This window comes from Romboutsia lituseburensis DSM 797, from assembly GCF_900103615.1.
Classification (GTDB): domain Bacteria; phylum Bacillota; class Clostridia; order Peptostreptococcales; family Peptostreptococcaceae; genus Romboutsia_F; species Romboutsia_F lituseburensis.
Map to the genome: position 1 here is coordinate 519976 of NZ_FNGW01000001.1, position 14774 is coordinate 534749.

Here is a 14774-nt window from a genome sequence, read left to right on the forward strand (position 1 = left end):
GTTATATATTTAAATTATTTCTAAATTGAAATCATTATAACTTTTACTATATAAAAAATACTCATATCAAAATTGATATGAGTATTTTTAATTATATTATTATAATTTTACAGCTATCTAAAAACAGAATAAATGCTGCTGTGGAAATCTAACTAATATTAAATGATCTTTTTTTAATTTAGATTCATTTTTTTCTGTTTCAATTTGAATTTGTCTATAATTATCATTTTCTATGTAATATGTATAACTAAATGGATTTTCAACACTATGATTTATTTTAAATTCAAATACATTATCTCTATCGTTATATAAATTTATATTTTCTTCTGTTATGACTTCTATATTGTGTGTTCTTATTCCTATATACTCAATATCATCTTCTATAGGTATATTAAGTGTACAATTACATCCCCAGTCTAATGCATAAACTGTATTTACTCCTATCTTTTTAGCTCTAGAAATATTTTTACACCCTGTTATTTTAGCTTCAACTAATGAACTCGGTCTTTCAAATAGTTCATTTTTATTTCTTTTAGAAATCCCCAAACCGTTATTATAAACAACAATATCGTCACATACTCTATATGCTTCATCTATATCATGAGTTACAAATATAACCTCACCTTTGTAATCTTTTAATATATTTGTTAACTCTTTTTCCATATTAATTCTCAAATGATGGTCTAGAGCAGAAAATGGTTCATCTAAAAGCAATATATCAGGAGACGTAGCTAAAGCTCTGGCTAATGCAACCCTTTGTTGTTGCCCGCCTGACAATTGCCATGGATACCTTTTTTCTAGTCCATTTAAGCAAAGTCTTTCTATATAGTCTTTAGATATATTATTTCTTTCTTTTTTGTTAAAAGATGATAGTGATAATTCTATATTTTGAGTTACTGTCATATGAGGAAATAAAGCATAATTTTGAAATAAAAATCCTACATTTCGTTCTTGTGTTGATAAATTTATTTTTTTTTCAGAATCAAATAAAACTCTATCATTTAATATAATCTTTCCTTTATTAGGCTTTTCTAATCCTGCTATGCATTTTAATGTCATACTTTTTCCAGATCCTGATTCACCTAAAAATCCCAATATTTGATCCTTTGACTCTAGCTTTACATTTAAATTAAATGATGATAAATTTTTTTCTATATCGATATACAAACTCATTTATTTCCACCTTTTCCCTATAATTCTTTGCTGAACCTCTGACCAATAATTAAGTATTAAAATCATCGCTATAGATATAACTGTTATGATTAAAACCCACATCATAGCTTTTGACATATCTCCGCCTTCTACCGCAAAAAATATTGCTACAGGCATAGTCTGTGTTCTTCCAGGAATGTTTCCCGCTATCATTAATGTTGCTCCAAATTCTCCAAGTGCTCTAGCAAATGATAGTACAATACCTGCTATAATCCCTGGCCAAGCTAACGGAATAGCTATTTTATAAAATATTTTCCACTCACTAAGACCTAATGTTCTTGCAGCACTTATCATATTAACATCTATTTGTTCAAAAGCTGCTCTTGAGGTTCTATACATCATAGGAAATGCCACTACTGTTGCAGATATTACTGTAGCCCACCAACTAAATATGATGGTTATATCAAATTGTAATAGAAACTTACCTACTACTCCATTTTTGCCAACTACTAATAAAAGAAAAAATCCTACAACAGTAGGAGGAAGAACTAATGGCAAAGTGAATAGGCCATCTATTAAGCCCTTATATTTTCCTTTATAGTTTGACATAAAATAAGATGCTATAATTCCTATAACAAACGTTATAAATGTTGCTAAAAAAGCTGTTTTCAAAGATATTATCAACGGTGACCAATCAACCTTCACATTAACTCCTCCATAAATATTATATATTAATTTAAAACTTCAAATTTTCACTATATCGTGACTAATAATTTTTAAGCTTAATTATAAAATCCATCATTAAAACTATTTGAGTTATTTTAATATCTATTATCTATTTTGAATTTTTGTATCCAAAATCTTTTAATACATCTTGTCCTTTATCACTAAGTAAAAACTCCTCAAACTTTTTAGCTTCATCAACTTCTTTACTATCTTTTATAACTGCTATTGGATATATTATTGGGCTATGTGTATCTTCCTTTGTTGTTTCTATTATTTTTATATCTTTAGAATTTAATGCATCACTATAATATACAAATCCAACTTCAGCATTTTTAGATTGAGTCCAAGCTAAAACTTCTTTTACATCTTTTGCAAATACTAACTTATCATTAATTAAACTCTTTATATTTAAATTAGTTAATACTTCATCTGCATATTTACCTGCAGGGACACTATCTGGTTCTCCTATAGCCACATGCTTAACTTTATTTGTATTTAAGTCATCTATATTTTTTATATTACTATCTTTATTTGTAATAAGTACTAAATCATTTTTAACTAAATCTTTATATGTACCTTCTACTAATAAATTTCCATCATCTAATGCATTCATTTGTTTTTTGCCTGCTGAAATAAATACATCACAAGGTGCACCTTGTTCTATTTGTTTTTGTAATGAACCTGAAGACCCATAATTTATTACTAATTTTACGTTTTTATTATCTTTGCTATACTCTTCTTCTATTTTAGCCATAGCTTCTTTTAAACTTGCTGCAGCTGATATATTAAGTTCTACTTTAGAAGTTTGTTTACTATTTTCTGATTCAGCTTTAGGCTTACTACACCCTACTAATGATAATGTTAATGATACTATTACTCCCCAGATTATAAATATTTTTTTCATACCCCTACCTCCAATATTATTTTAATTCTTTACTGCTACTTTTATTTAGATTTTATTTTTGTCATATCTTATACTTGGGATTTAAATTAGATTAGTTTAAATACATTTTGTTGTGTTTCGTTATGTTTTGTAATGTTTTGTTTATTTTTATTATATATTCTTTAATTTTTAATCGCAATCGTTTTTTATATCTAGGTATAAAATAATTATTTAATATATTTTTTTACATATATATATTTTAAATGATAAAATAATTTATAAAGGAGGTATATTATTATGAGTTCACTAACATCATTAACATCTGTTGAGGTGGCTGAATTATTAAAAATAACTAAAAATACTGTATATGAATTAATAAAAAGGGGTGAATTACCAGCCTATAAAGTTGGTAATAAAATTAGGGTTGATATTAAAGATGTTGAATATTATATAAACTCTCAAAAAAATACTAATATATCTTCCCCAATTACTAATATCACTAGTAATACTAAGCAAGATATTGTTATAAGTGGACAAGATGTTCTTTTAGATATATTAGGAAATTATATTGAAAAAAATATAAAACCAGTAAAAATATTACGATCACACATTGGTAGCTATAATGGATTATTTAGCTTATATAACAATCAAGTTTCTATATCATCCTGCCATTTATGGGATGGAGAAACTGACAGCTACAACACTCCGTTTGTAAAAAAGCTATTACCTGGCATACCATGTGTTCTAATAAACTTAGCATATAGAAAACAAGGCTTTTATGTACAAAAAGGAAACCCTAAAAATATAAATACTTGGAATGATTTAACAAATAATAAAGTGCATTTGGTTAATAGAGAAAAAGGGTCTGGTACACGTATCTTATTAGATGAGAAACTTAAATCTTTAAATATTTATCATAGAGATATATTAGGGTATGATTATGAAGAATCATCTCATCTCAGCGTTGCTAGTTCAGTATCTAGAGGTAAAGCAGATGTTGGCTTAGGTAATGAAAAAGCTGCACTGCAAGTTAGTAATATTGACTTTATTCCTCTTCAAAAAGAACGCTACGATTTAGTTATAAAAAAAGATGACTTATCAAATCCTGTTTATCAAGAAATTGTAAATATACTTAAATCTGATGACTTTAAGTCAGAGTTAGAAGGTATTGGAGGTTATGATTTAAAAGATACAGGCAAAATAATTGCTGAATGTTAGCAATATATAATCTGAATAGTGTAAGGCTACTTATCCAAACTTATAAAATTACCATGATTTCATTATACAAAAAGGTACTATCATAAATTTATGATAGTACCTTTTTTTTGTATTTTTCTTTCTTAAATTCATTAATTAAAAATATGCATACTATAGCCATTGCAAGTAAATCTGATATTGGTTGAGATGCCCAAACACCATTTAACCCATAAAGTCTTGGAAGTATAGTAATAACAGGTATAAGAATTATAACTTGTCTTAGTAAACTTAATACTACTGAAACTTTAGCACTGCCAATAGATTGGAAATACACAGCTCCTAAAATAGAAATTCCTATAGAAGGAAGCATTACTGTATAAATTTTTATACCATTAATAGCAATGTTAGAAAGTTCGCTGTTATTAGTAAATATAGCGACTAAATTATGTGGAATTGTTTGTATTAAAATAAATCCAATTCCTAGTATAATTAATCCTGCAATCATAGACATTAGTAATGCACTTTTCGCTCTATTATGCTCCTGTGCACCATAATTATATGCAATAATGGTCTGCATACCTTGGCTTATACCAAAGACAGGCATTAGAAAAATTAAATATATAGATGTTATAGTTGTCATAGCACCTATTGCCAAGTCTCCACCATAAGTTTTTAATACTCTATTAGTCACTAGATGTATAAAACCTGATGCAAGTTCCATAAAAAATGGAGTAAGTGCAATTAATATAATCGCCTTAAAAAATTTCTTTTTTATCTTAATATTTTTCGCTTTAAGCTTTAAATTTGATTTTCCTAAAGTAAAGTAATAAACCGACCAGATGCAAACTAATAACTGACACATTATAGTTCCTATGGCTGCACCTTTTATTCCCATATTAAATACAAAGATAAATATTGGATCTAGTACTAAATTTAAAACGCAGCTTATTATCATCATGTTAGCAGCAAGCTTAGGATTTCCTTCAGCTCTTATAGCACTATTAAGCGCAAATCCCGGGAGATTAAACCAAGAACCAAAGAATATCACACTCATATAGTCTTTCGCATAATTAATAGTTTCACTACTTGCTCCAAAAACATAAAGTATATCCTCTAAAAAAAACATTCCAACTAGCATTATAACAATCGCAACACTTACCTCTAATGCAACTGTACTTCCTAATATTTTCTCAGCATCTTCTTTATTACCCTCACCAAGCTTTATAGATATATTGGTGCTTCCACCTATGGCTATTCCTACGCAAAACGCACCTAGTATTGTAAAAAGAGGCATTGTTACTCCAAGTCCAGATATCGCAAGTGCTCCTACATCTTTTATAGAACCTATAAAGGCTCTATCTACAGTATTGTACATAGAGGTTACCATCATCGCAAGTATGGCTGGAATTGAGTATTTTAGTAATAATATACTGATTTTTTCTTCTTTTAAGTCACCTTTACTTTTCATAAATTACTCCTATACAACCATATCGTAAGTTATGCATACTGGCTTTTGATTTCTTGGATCTGTTACTATTTCAGCATCTATATTAAAAAGTTCTTTTAAGTTTTCCTTAGTCATAACATCATCTGCACTGCCTTGACATATAACCTCACCTTTTTTTACACCTATCATATGATCTGCAAATCTTGCAGCATTATTAAGCTCATGTATTACCATTACTATAGTCGTTCCTTGTTTTTTATTTAATTCTTCTAATAGTTTCAATATTTCTAGCTGATGAGCTAAATCTAAATACGTTGTAGGTTCATCAAGTATAAGTATATCCGTTTGTTGAGCTAAAGCCATAGCAATCCATGCTCTTTGTCTTTGGCCACCGGATAAAGCTTCCATAGGTCTATCTCTAAACGCATTCATATTAGTAGATTTTAATGCCCATGTAACTATATCATTATCTTCTTTTTTTAATTTTCCAAATCCCTTTTGGTGTGGAAATCTACCATAAGCTATTAACTCTTCTACTGTAAGACCACTAGGTGCTTGAGGACTTTGTGGTAAAACCGCCATATTTTTAGCTATTTCTTTTGGACTTTGATCTTTTAAATTTATATTATTTATATATATCTCTCCACTTTTAGGCTGGATAATTCTCGCTATAGTTTTTAATATAGTAGACTTTCCACATCCATTAGACCCTATTATGGTAGTTATTTTACCTTTTGGTATTTCTAAATTTAAATTTTTAACTATATCTAAATTACCATATGAAATATTTAAATTTTTAGTACTTATACAATTCATAATTTTCTCCTTCTTCTTAAGTGTTCTATTTATATATTTTTACTCTGCTAGCATTAGATAAATAAAATATGGAACACCTATTACTGATACTACTATCCCTACAGGAATTTCCATAGGTGCTATTAAGTTCCTAGAAATAGTATCACCTACTAGTAAAATTAAAGTTCCTACAAGCGCTGCTGTAGGTATTAACTTTTTATGCTTTGGTCCCACTAACTTTCTAGCAATATGGGGTGCTACTAATCCTAAAAATGCTATACTTCCTGCAACAGATGTTGCCACCCCTGCTAGAATTACTGAATATATTATCAATTTTCTTCTTTCTTTTTCAACTTCTATTCCTAAACCAGTTGCTACTTCATCGCCTAGATTTAATACATCTAAGTACCTAGATTTATATAATGTAAGTGCACCGAATATTAATATAAAAGGTAATACAGCCAATACATATTTCCAACTAGCACCCCATATGCTTCCTGTTGTCCAAGCCATTACTCTATTAAACTCTTGAGTTGTAAATCTTAGCTGGAATATAGTTAGTATTGATGTAAATGCAATGTTTATGCCTATTCCCACTAAAAGTAATCTAGATGAATTTATACCATTTTTCCAAGCTAATATATAAATTAAAAATGCACCAAAGATAGCTCCACACAATGCAACTATTGGCATTGTAAATATAGTTATATTGCTTATTCCATCATAAACATTACCATTCATAATATAAATATATACTACAACAAATAATGCCGCTCCTGAATTGATTCCAAGTATACCAGAATCTGCTAAGTCATTTTTAGTGACACCTTGTAAAATAGTCCCCGATATAGCAAGAGCTGATCCTACAAGTATTCCAATTACTATTCTAGGTAATCTTAACTTAAATATAGCTATCTCATGGCTTTTAGATCCAAAACCAAATAAAGTTTTTATAACATCTATAGGTCCTACTGCTAATGACCCCATATTTAAACTAGCTATAAATGTAGTAATTATCATTATCAGTAAAATACTTATAATAATTCCAAATTTCTTATTTTTTCTTATATTCATAATCTATTTTGTGTCCTTTCTAACAAGGTATATAAACACAGGAACTCCTAACAATGCAGTTAAAGATCCAATTGGAGTTTCATAAGGAGGATTAATCATTCTTGCTAAAATATCACTGTAAACAAGTAAAACTGAACCTAATATCATTGAACTTGGTATTATATATTTATAATCAGCTCCAACTACTCTTTTAGTAATTTGAGGTACTATCAATCCTACAAATACTATATTCCCCGCTACCGAAACCGATGCTCCTGTCAAAAATATTACAATTAATATACTTATAAATCTAACTGCATTAGTTTTTTGTCCAAGACCTATAGCAACTTCTTCCCCTAAACTTAAAATAGTTATTTTAGGTGCCATAATCATTGCTCCTATAAACGAGATTCCACCTACTATAAATAATAACTTTACACCTTCCCACTTAGCACTTAATAAGCCTCCTGATATCCAAAAGCTTAATTGTTGAGATAAATTAAAATACATACTAATTCCCATTGCTAAAGATATAAGTAAAGTTCCTAATGCTGTTCCTGCAAGAGCAAGCTTTACAGGGTCTACCTTTCTTGCTGACCTTGAACTTATAAAATATACTAAAAGTCCACTTATACTAGCTCCTAAAAAAGCAAATATCATTAACTTAAAACTTCCTATAACTAAATTTGGATATATCCTTTGTAGTACAAAAGCTATAGCTATCATAAATGTGGCACCTTGTGTAATACCCATTACAGATGGTTCTGCAATAGGATTTCTAGTAATCCCTTGCATAATTGCTCCTGATACTGCTAAAAAGCCACCTACAAGTGCAGCTGCAATAGCCCTAGGTATTCTTACATCTCTTATTATCTTTGTATTAACATCATTGCTATCTTTAAATAAACTTTGTATTATATTAAAAAAATCTATATCTTTAGCTCCTAATGAAACTGAAATAACAATTCCAAGTATAAGTAGCATTATACCGATTAACATAAATGCATAAGCTAAAGATTTTTTATTAAACTTCTTCATTTTGCCTCCTATAATTTAAGTATTCTTTATATATACCCAAAATTAATTTTGATAATTATTTTCTTATATTAATTATTATCAAAATTAAATAGTAGGCGAAAAAAGTAATATTACTTTTATCCCCTACTATTTAATTTAATATTATTTTACAACTTCATCTTTTATTGATTGTAATAATAATTCTCTTCCTATTGGATTGTAAGCTTGGCTAAAATATGGACTTGCATCTAGTATTGTTGCATTCCCGTCTTTTACAGCTCTAATTTCTTTCCACACTGTACTTTTCTCTAAATCTGCCTTATCCGATTCTGTAGCTATAACAATTATATGGTCTGCATCTATTTCTGTTAATCCTTCCATAGTTACAGTAGGTAAAGTTATACTATCTTGCTTAGGCATATTCTTTGGTTGTGGTAACTTCATATCGTCTTTTAAAACAGTTCCTATACCACCTTCAGTAAATACCATAAATTGACCTGAACTTGCTAATACAGTTAAATAAGTTTTTTCTCCATTATCTGATTTTATTTCTTCTCCTAATTTTTGAGCTTTTTTATAATAATCATTTAACCATTTTTGAGCTTGTTCTTCTTGTCCAAATAATGTAGCAACATCTTTAAATTTAGCTTCCCAATCATTTGATTTATCTTCTAACATTACTACTGGAGCTATTTCTTTTAATTGATCATATATCTTTTCTTGTCTTGGTGCCATTATTATTAAATCTGGTTCAGCAGCTAAAATTCCTTCTATATCCATAGTTTCCATCATTGAATGTCCAACTACTTTTGCATTTCCTAGTTTATCTTCTATGTATGATGGAACCTTATTTGTTTCGTATGAATCTACATTTGCAGTAGCTACAGGTGTATGACCTAATAAAACTAACTCTTCACTACTCCCCGATATATCAACTATTTTTTTTGGGTCAGCTGGTATCTCTACCTTTCCTTTTACAGATTCTACTGTTCTTGTTTCTTCTTTTGTATTGTTTTCACTAGCACCATTTGAGCAACCTGTTACTATTCCTAATGTAGCTATTGTTAATCCTAGTGCCACTAGTGTTTTTAACTTTTTCATATGTCTATCCTCCCGGTCGATTTTTATAATCATTATTCCTTGTTATTGATAATCATTATTATATCATTAATATTATCATAGTCAACAATTTTTAATAAATTTATTCTGTTAAAATTTACTATATTTAAAATATACTTTAAATAAATTTTAAAATAAAAAAACAACACTAAAAATTTTTAAGTGTTGTTTTTTATAAATTCATAAGATATGTATAATTGATACTATTATTCGATTATTTTTTAATTATTAAATTTAATATTGACTAAAAATAGTTATTAATTTAAATTTTTTAGCTATTTACATTTATAAAATGTATTTAATTTTTTCTAATAATTTATTTTGGCATATTGTTTGTAATATACGAATAAACATCATCAGGAGAAATATTCAAGCTAATTGCAAATTCTTCATTTAATAGTCTTTCAGCATCTTTCATAAAATCAAGGTCTACTTGATAAGTCTTTTTACCTATTGATTGTAAGTATTCTTTATTTAAATAAATACATCTTATTAATTTTATTAGTTCATTACAATCTCCACTTTTAAGCATCTCTTGAAATTGTGCTTTTCTTATTTTTTCATCTTCTTCCCATAAAATATTATTATTAGGAATATCATTTATTATTGAGATAGCTTCTTCTTTAGAGAGCACTCTTCTCATTGGGATTTTAACATTATCTACAGGAATTTTTATAGTTGTATTTTCTGAATATACAGGAGTTAATACATAATACTCTTTTTTCATATTATTTATAAACTTTTCATTAGTTATATCAATAATTTTACATACTCCAGTCATACCATACATTACATAATCATTTACGTTAAACATTTAAAAGTTCACCCTCCTTTATAATTTTAAATTTTTCACTTTATTAATAGTATATGCAATTACTCTACATGTTAATTTAAAGTTATTTTTTCCAACTATGTTTTTCAATATTGATCTTATATATAATAACTAAATTTTTATTGAAATAACATAGTTTTCTTAAGCATAAAAAAATAGTTTTGACAACTGGGCTTACGTTATCAAAACTACTCGCTGTATAATCATTTTAACATACTATAAGCCATAAATGTAAGTAAAAGATTTATTATACTTTTATTATATTTTTAATTAATTTATTATTTATTCTTATACCTGAGACAAATTTATCTTTTCAGTTATAATTTTTTCAAAATGATCACGTTTTTTCTCTATATCATCAATTATAATTGCTGCTAATTCATCAGGATTTTCATTTATCGTAAATGCTGCCCCAACTTCTTTTTTAAGACCATTAGTTAGTATTTCAACTGCTTTTTTAGATCCTGTAACAGGAGGTGCTATACCTAAATAAGTATCTATTCCTGATGCTACAACATAAGTACCTATAGCAACAGCTTTTTCAGACATCCACTCTGGAGCTATTCCTACTGCAGGTATATCACACATATCAACATCCAAGTATTTTGCACATTCTGAAACTATGTCTACTATACGGCTTATATCAACACAAGAGCCCATATGAAGAACAGGTGGTATATCTACTAACTCACATACTGTAGCTAGACCTTTACCACACAATTTTTTTGCTCCTTTATCCATTAAACCAAACTTAGCTGCTGCTTGCGCTCCACAACCTGTTGAAACTACTAATATATCATTTTTTATTAATTCCTTCATAATCGTCACATGATTTTTATTTGTAACACTTTTAGCATTATTACATCCAACTACTGCTGCTACACCTCTTATTACCCCTGATTTTAAACAATCTATTAATGGTTTTACAGTACCAGTCTTGTCTACGTTAAAATTTACAACCCTATCTAATTGAGAAAGTATAGCATCTATACTATATCCCACTGTTGCAGGTGATTTAAATTCAGGTATCAACACTTTTTCAGGTTTTCTATTTTTAAAGTTAAGCACTGCTTCTTTGACTATTTTTTTAGCGTCTTTATAAGCATTTTCTTCACTAAATTGCATATATGTTGATCCTGTTATCTTTGCCTTTGGAGATGTTGTTATGAATTTTGTATGATAACAGTCTGCTACGTATGCTAGAGCTGGGAATATACATTGAACATCAACTATCATAGCTTCTACTGCACCTGTTACTAATGCAAGTTCTTGTTGATGAAAATCTCCAGCTATTTTTACTCCATGTCTCATTGTAATCTCATTGCCTGTACAGCACATCCCTGATAAATTTATTCCTTCTGCGCCCATTTCTTTAGCCAGTGCTAATAATTCAGGATCGTCAGCTGCTAAGACTATCATTTCAGATAATGTTGGTTCATGTCCATGCAATATTATATTCACTTTATTTTCCTCTAAAACACCAAGATTAGCTTCCGTTTGTGTAGGCATTGGAGTTCCAAACATTATATCACTAAATCTAGTTCCTATCATAGATCCTTGCCATCCATCTGCCATAGATGTTCTTAAAGATAAATTTATTAAACTGTCTATATCAGCGCTACATCCTATATGAGTAGAATGCATTACTGTAGCGATTTCTCTATCTATCGCTCTTGGTTCTATCCCAATAGTTTTCCATATTTCCTGTCTAACTTTTGGAGCATTTTTTAAAAATATTGATACACCATGTGGCTTTCCAAACTCCATTAATCCTATCTCAGCAACTTCATGAGCTATATCATATATATCTCTACATTCAGTTTCTACCCCCCAATCAATAGCAAGCTCTATTAATTTTTTTTCATCTCTTATTTTATAATTTCCATCTCTACTACTTAATGCCAATGTATGGGCTATGTCTCTAGCATGATCAGAGTGAGCAGCAGTTCCACCAGCTACCATTCTAGCAAAGTTTCTACCTACTATAGTATGCTCATCTGCACCACAAAGTCCTCTTGGAGTCTTTGGAGAAATTCTACATGGCCCCATACCACAGATTCTACAACAAGTTCCTTGAAGACCAAACCCACACTGTGATTTAAATCCATTTTTTCTATCATACATGGTTTCTACACCATCTTTTTCAGCCTTTTCAATTAATATCTGACTGTTTAAATCAATAGTCATTAGTTTTTTATCCATATCCTATTTCCCCTTTATATTTTAATTTAATGACCTATGATGCAGTTTAAATTTTGTCTATATATTTTTAATAATTTAATAATATGTTCTTCACTTTGAATTGTATCAAATCTACTTTATTTTGGATAACAATGGTTTGTTGTATAATTTACAACTAATAGTAGTGATTTATTTGGTTTTTATATACTAGAAATAGAGATATAATATCAAGTATAGGTATATTTTTAACAAGAGGGGGATTATTGTGGATATCAAGACACTCAAGTATTTTTTGCAGATATGCAAAGATGGTAGTTTTTCTAAAGCATCTAAAAATCTTTATATTTCTCAACAAGGACTAAGTAAAGCTATAGGTAACTTAGAAAAAGAACTTAATGTTCCATTGTTTAATAGAAATTCAAGTGGAAATGAGTTAACAAAATATGGACAATATTTACAAAATAAAGCTATTTCAATAGTTTATCAATTCGATATTTTAGATAAAGGGATAAAAAGTATGATTAACGAAAATAAAGTTCATTTAAAAATAGGTGTTTCTTTCGGTGTTTTGAATGCTTTATCTCTTGATATAATAAATGAATTTAAAATCCTATATCCAGATATAGTGCTAAATATTAAAGAGTATACAGATTTTAAATGTGAAGAGGCTGTTTTAAATAATAAAGTAGATTTAGGATTTGCTATTTCACATTTTGATGAAAGTTTATTTAATTCTCGATTTGTAAAATCAGAAAATCTATATGCTATTGTTAATAAAAATCATCATTTATGTAACTTAAAAGAAATGAAATTTGAGGACTTGAAAGATGAAAAAATAATAATTAATAGCAATAAATCTAAGTTACGTCATAATTTTTTAATTAAATGCCTAGAAAATAAGTTTGACCCTAATATTTATATAGAAAGCGATGAAATGATTCTTATTCATGACTTAAGTAAACGTGATGAAGGCATTGGAATTAGTATTGATTTTGCTCATACTCCAACTTGTAAAATACGCTATATCCCTTTTAAAGATTCTACATTTACTTGGGATATAAACATGATTACTAAAAAGAATAAAATTATAGCTTCTAATTTGCAAGCATTTATTGATTATATTTTAGAAAAAACTAAAACAATTTAATTTTATAGTACTTTAAACTAAAGGCCTTTAAGTTTAAGTAATTCTTACTCCTATTATTATAGGCAATTCTAATAGGTGTTTTACTATAAAAAGCAAGCTACATACAAAAGGATAGAAATCCGTATGTATTATAAATATGATTTGTTGGGGTTCATATTTATATTTTAATTGTAACAAATACTAACATATATGAAAAACACTTATTAGTTGTTAAATATACAACTAATAGGGATATAAATTTTTCAGCAAAAAACACTTTAACTAATTATTAATTAAAGTGTTTTTTATCATATCTAATTTAATTTTTTATATGTCTTCTGTCTTAAATTTAATTTTAAATTCAACCCAACCTTCATTTATACTTAGTTCAATTTCGCCATCCATTAGCTCAACTAAAAATTTTGTTATAGTAAGTCCAAGTCCTGAACTTTGATTATTTCTTGAGCTATTTTTCATATAAAATCTATCAAATAAAAATTTGCCATCTTCTTTCTGTAAATCATCGGTATCATTAACGAAAACTAAATTAACTTCTTTACCTATTATCTCTAAACATATTTTAAATCTACTCTTACCGTACTTAATAGCATTTTGAATTAAATTAGCAAATACTCTTTCTATAGCATTTTTATCCAATTTAAGATATATAGGTTTTTGTTCTAAACTTATATCAACATTAATACCCTTAGCTTCAAAATCGTTATAATATACCAGTACCTGCTCTCTAAGGACCATATTAATATCTATCATTTCTAAATCAAGATTATATTCCTTATTTTCTAATCTAGATAAATCATAAAAAACCTGAATTAAGTTTTGTAAACCTTTAGCTCTTCTTTCTACTACTGAAATATACTCTTTCTTTTCCTCTTCAGAAGCATTTTCATCATTCACAAGCTCTAGATATCCTCTAATAGATGTTAGTGGTGTTCTTAAGTCATGAGATATATTTTCTATTTCTCTTTTTATTTCTTCTTCTCTTCTTATAAATTTAATTTTCTCAAGTTGAGCTTTTTCTAAATATTTATTTATTTCACTTAGTAATCTTTCAAAATTTTTATCAGGATGCTTGAATAATAGCTTTCGATTGCTTTCTATATTAGCACAAATTTCATTAAGATTTTTTGTTGTATCATTAATATTTTTAGAAAGCAAGAAAAAGCGTGCAGAAAAATACACGCTTGGTATTAACAAAATAATTAAAATCCATTCCATTGTCTGCACA

13 protein-coding genes are annotated in these 14774 nt (G+C 28.1%); 2 read left to right on the top strand and 11 right to left on the bottom strand.

Annotation, left to right across the window (positions count from 1 at the left end; all coding sequences use genetic code 11):
* Positions 1-117: 117 nt before the first annotated feature.
* The 3 genes from BLP75_RS02475 to modA all read right to left on the bottom strand — a co-directional run bounded on the left by BLP75_RS02475 (position 118) and on the right by modA (position 2782).
* The gene (locus tag BLP75_RS02475) at positions 118-1173 is read right to left on the bottom strand and encodes a sulfate/molybdate ABC transporter ATP-binding protein (RefSeq protein WP_092722528.1); all 1056 of its coding nucleotides are present in this window, start codon (positions 1171-1173) and stop codon (positions 118-120) included.
* Positions 1174-1857, bottom strand: a complete 684-nt coding sequence (gene modB, locus BLP75_RS02480) for a molybdate ABC transporter permease subunit (RefSeq protein WP_092722529.1) — start codon at positions 1855-1857, stop codon at positions 1174-1176.
* 130 nt (positions 1858-1987) lie between these two features.
* Complete coding sequence (modA, locus tag BLP75_RS02485; RefSeq protein ID WP_092722531.1) at positions 1988-2782, bottom strand: molybdate ABC transporter substrate-binding protein; 795 nt, start codon at positions 2780-2782, stop codon at positions 1988-1990.
* Positions 2783-3058: 276 nt separating this feature from the next.
* On the opposite strand from modA, the gene BLP75_RS02490 reads away from it, so the two are divergent.
* The gene (locus BLP75_RS02490; protein WP_092722533.1) at positions 3059-3979 is read left to right on the top strand and encodes a helix-turn-helix transcriptional regulator; all 921 of its coding nucleotides are present in this window, start codon (positions 3059-3061) and stop codon (positions 3977-3979) included.
* Between the two features lie 88 nt (positions 3980-4067).
* On the opposite strand, the gene BLP75_RS02495 is transcribed toward BLP75_RS02490, so the two are convergent.
* The 7 genes from BLP75_RS02495 to cooS form a co-directional block, all read right to left on the bottom strand.
* Entirely contained in the window at positions 4068-5426 is a 1359-nt protein-coding gene (locus tag BLP75_RS02495) for an MATE family efflux transporter (RefSeq protein ID WP_092722535.1), read from the bottom strand.
* A gap of 9 nt (positions 5427-5435) precedes the next feature.
* Positions 5436-6221, bottom strand: a complete 786-nt coding sequence (locus BLP75_RS02500; protein ID WP_092722537.1) for an ABC transporter ATP-binding protein — start codon at positions 6219-6221, stop codon at positions 5436-5438.
* Positions 6222-6260: 39 nt separating this feature from the next.
* Positions 6261-7274, bottom strand: coding sequence for a FecCD family ABC transporter permease (locus tag BLP75_RS02505; protein ID WP_170139077.1), 1014 nt, complete (start codon positions 7272-7274; stop codon positions 6261-6263).
* Between the two features lie 3 nt (positions 7275-7277).
* On the bottom strand, positions 7278-8291 hold the full coding sequence (locus BLP75_RS02510) for a FecCD family ABC transporter permease (RefSeq protein WP_092722540.1): 1014 nt from the start codon (positions 8289-8291) through the stop codon (positions 7278-7280).
* Between the two features lie 141 nt (positions 8292-8432).
* Entirely contained in the window at positions 8433-9371 is a 939-nt protein-coding gene (locus tag BLP75_RS02515) for an iron-hydroxamate ABC transporter substrate-binding protein (RefSeq protein WP_092722542.1), read from the bottom strand.
* 334 nt (positions 9372-9705) lie between these two features.
* On the bottom strand, positions 9706-10203 hold the full coding sequence (locus tag BLP75_RS02520) for a CarD family transcriptional regulator (RefSeq protein WP_092722544.1): 498 nt from the start codon (positions 10201-10203) through the stop codon (positions 9706-9708).
* A gap of 306 nt (positions 10204-10509) precedes the next feature.
* Positions 10510-12423 (bottom strand): anaerobic carbon-monoxide dehydrogenase catalytic subunit, encoded by a 1914-nt coding sequence (gene cooS, locus BLP75_RS02525; protein ID WP_092722546.1) that lies wholly within the window; start codon positions 12421-12423, stop codon positions 10510-10512.
* Positions 12424-12667: 244 nt separating this feature from the next.
* On the opposite strand from cooS, the gene BLP75_RS02530 reads away from it, so the two are divergent.
* A complete protein-coding gene (locus BLP75_RS02530) occupies positions 12668-13549 on the top strand; it encodes a LysR family transcriptional regulator (protein ID WP_092722548.1) in 882 nt (293 codons plus the stop codon).
* Between the two features lie 306 nt (positions 13550-13855).
* On the opposite strand, the gene BLP75_RS02535 is transcribed toward BLP75_RS02530, so the two are convergent.
* Positions 13856-14764: a sensor histidine kinase gene (locus tag BLP75_RS02535; protein ID WP_092722550.1), complete on the bottom strand. Its 909-nt coding sequence runs from the start codon at positions 14762-14764 to the stop codon at positions 13856-13858.
* Between the last annotated feature and the right edge of the window lie 10 nt (positions 14765-14774).

Excerpts from the sequence above, each read along its gene's own strand:
- BLP75_RS02515 (WP_092722542.1), bottom strand. The coding sequence starts at position 9,371 with ATGAAAAAGTTAAAAACACTAGTGGCACTAGGATTAACAATAGCTACA.
- modA (WP_092722531.1), bottom strand. The coding sequence starts at position 2,782 with ATGAAAAAAATATTTATAATCTGGGGAGTAATAGTATCATTAACATTA.
- BLP75_RS02535 (WP_092722550.1), bottom strand. The coding sequence starts at position 14,764 with ATGGAATGGATTTTAATTATTTTGTTAATACCAAGCGTGTATTTTTCT.
- BLP75_RS02495 (WP_092722535.1), bottom strand. The coding sequence starts at position 5,426 with ATGAAAAGTAAAGGTGACTTAAAAGAAGAAAAAATCAGTATATTATTA.
- BLP75_RS02490 (WP_092722533.1), top strand. The coding sequence starts at position 3,059 with ATGAGTTCACTAACATCATTAACATCTGTTGAGGTGGCTGAATTATTA.
- BLP75_RS02505 (WP_170139077.1), bottom strand. The coding sequence starts at position 7,274 with ATGAATATAAGAAAAAATAAGAAATTTGGAATTATTATAAGTATTTTA.
- cooS (WP_092722546.1), bottom strand. The coding sequence starts at position 12,423 with ATGGATAAAAAACTAATGACTATTGATTTAAACAGTCAGATATTAATT.
- BLP75_RS02510 (WP_092722540.1), bottom strand. The coding sequence starts at position 8,291 with ATGAAGAAGTTTAATAAAAAATCTTTAGCTTATGCATTTATGTTAATC.
- BLP75_RS02520 (WP_092722544.1), bottom strand. The coding sequence starts at position 10,203 with ATGTTTAACGTAAATGATTATGTAATGTATGGTATGACTGGAGTATGT.
- BLP75_RS02500 (WP_092722537.1), bottom strand. The coding sequence starts at position 6,221 with ATGAATTGTATAAGTACTAAAAATTTAAATATTTCATATGGTAATTTA.
- BLP75_RS02475 (WP_092722528.1), bottom strand. The coding sequence starts at position 1,173 with ATGAGTTTGTATATCGATATAGAAAAAAATTTATCATCATTTAATTTA.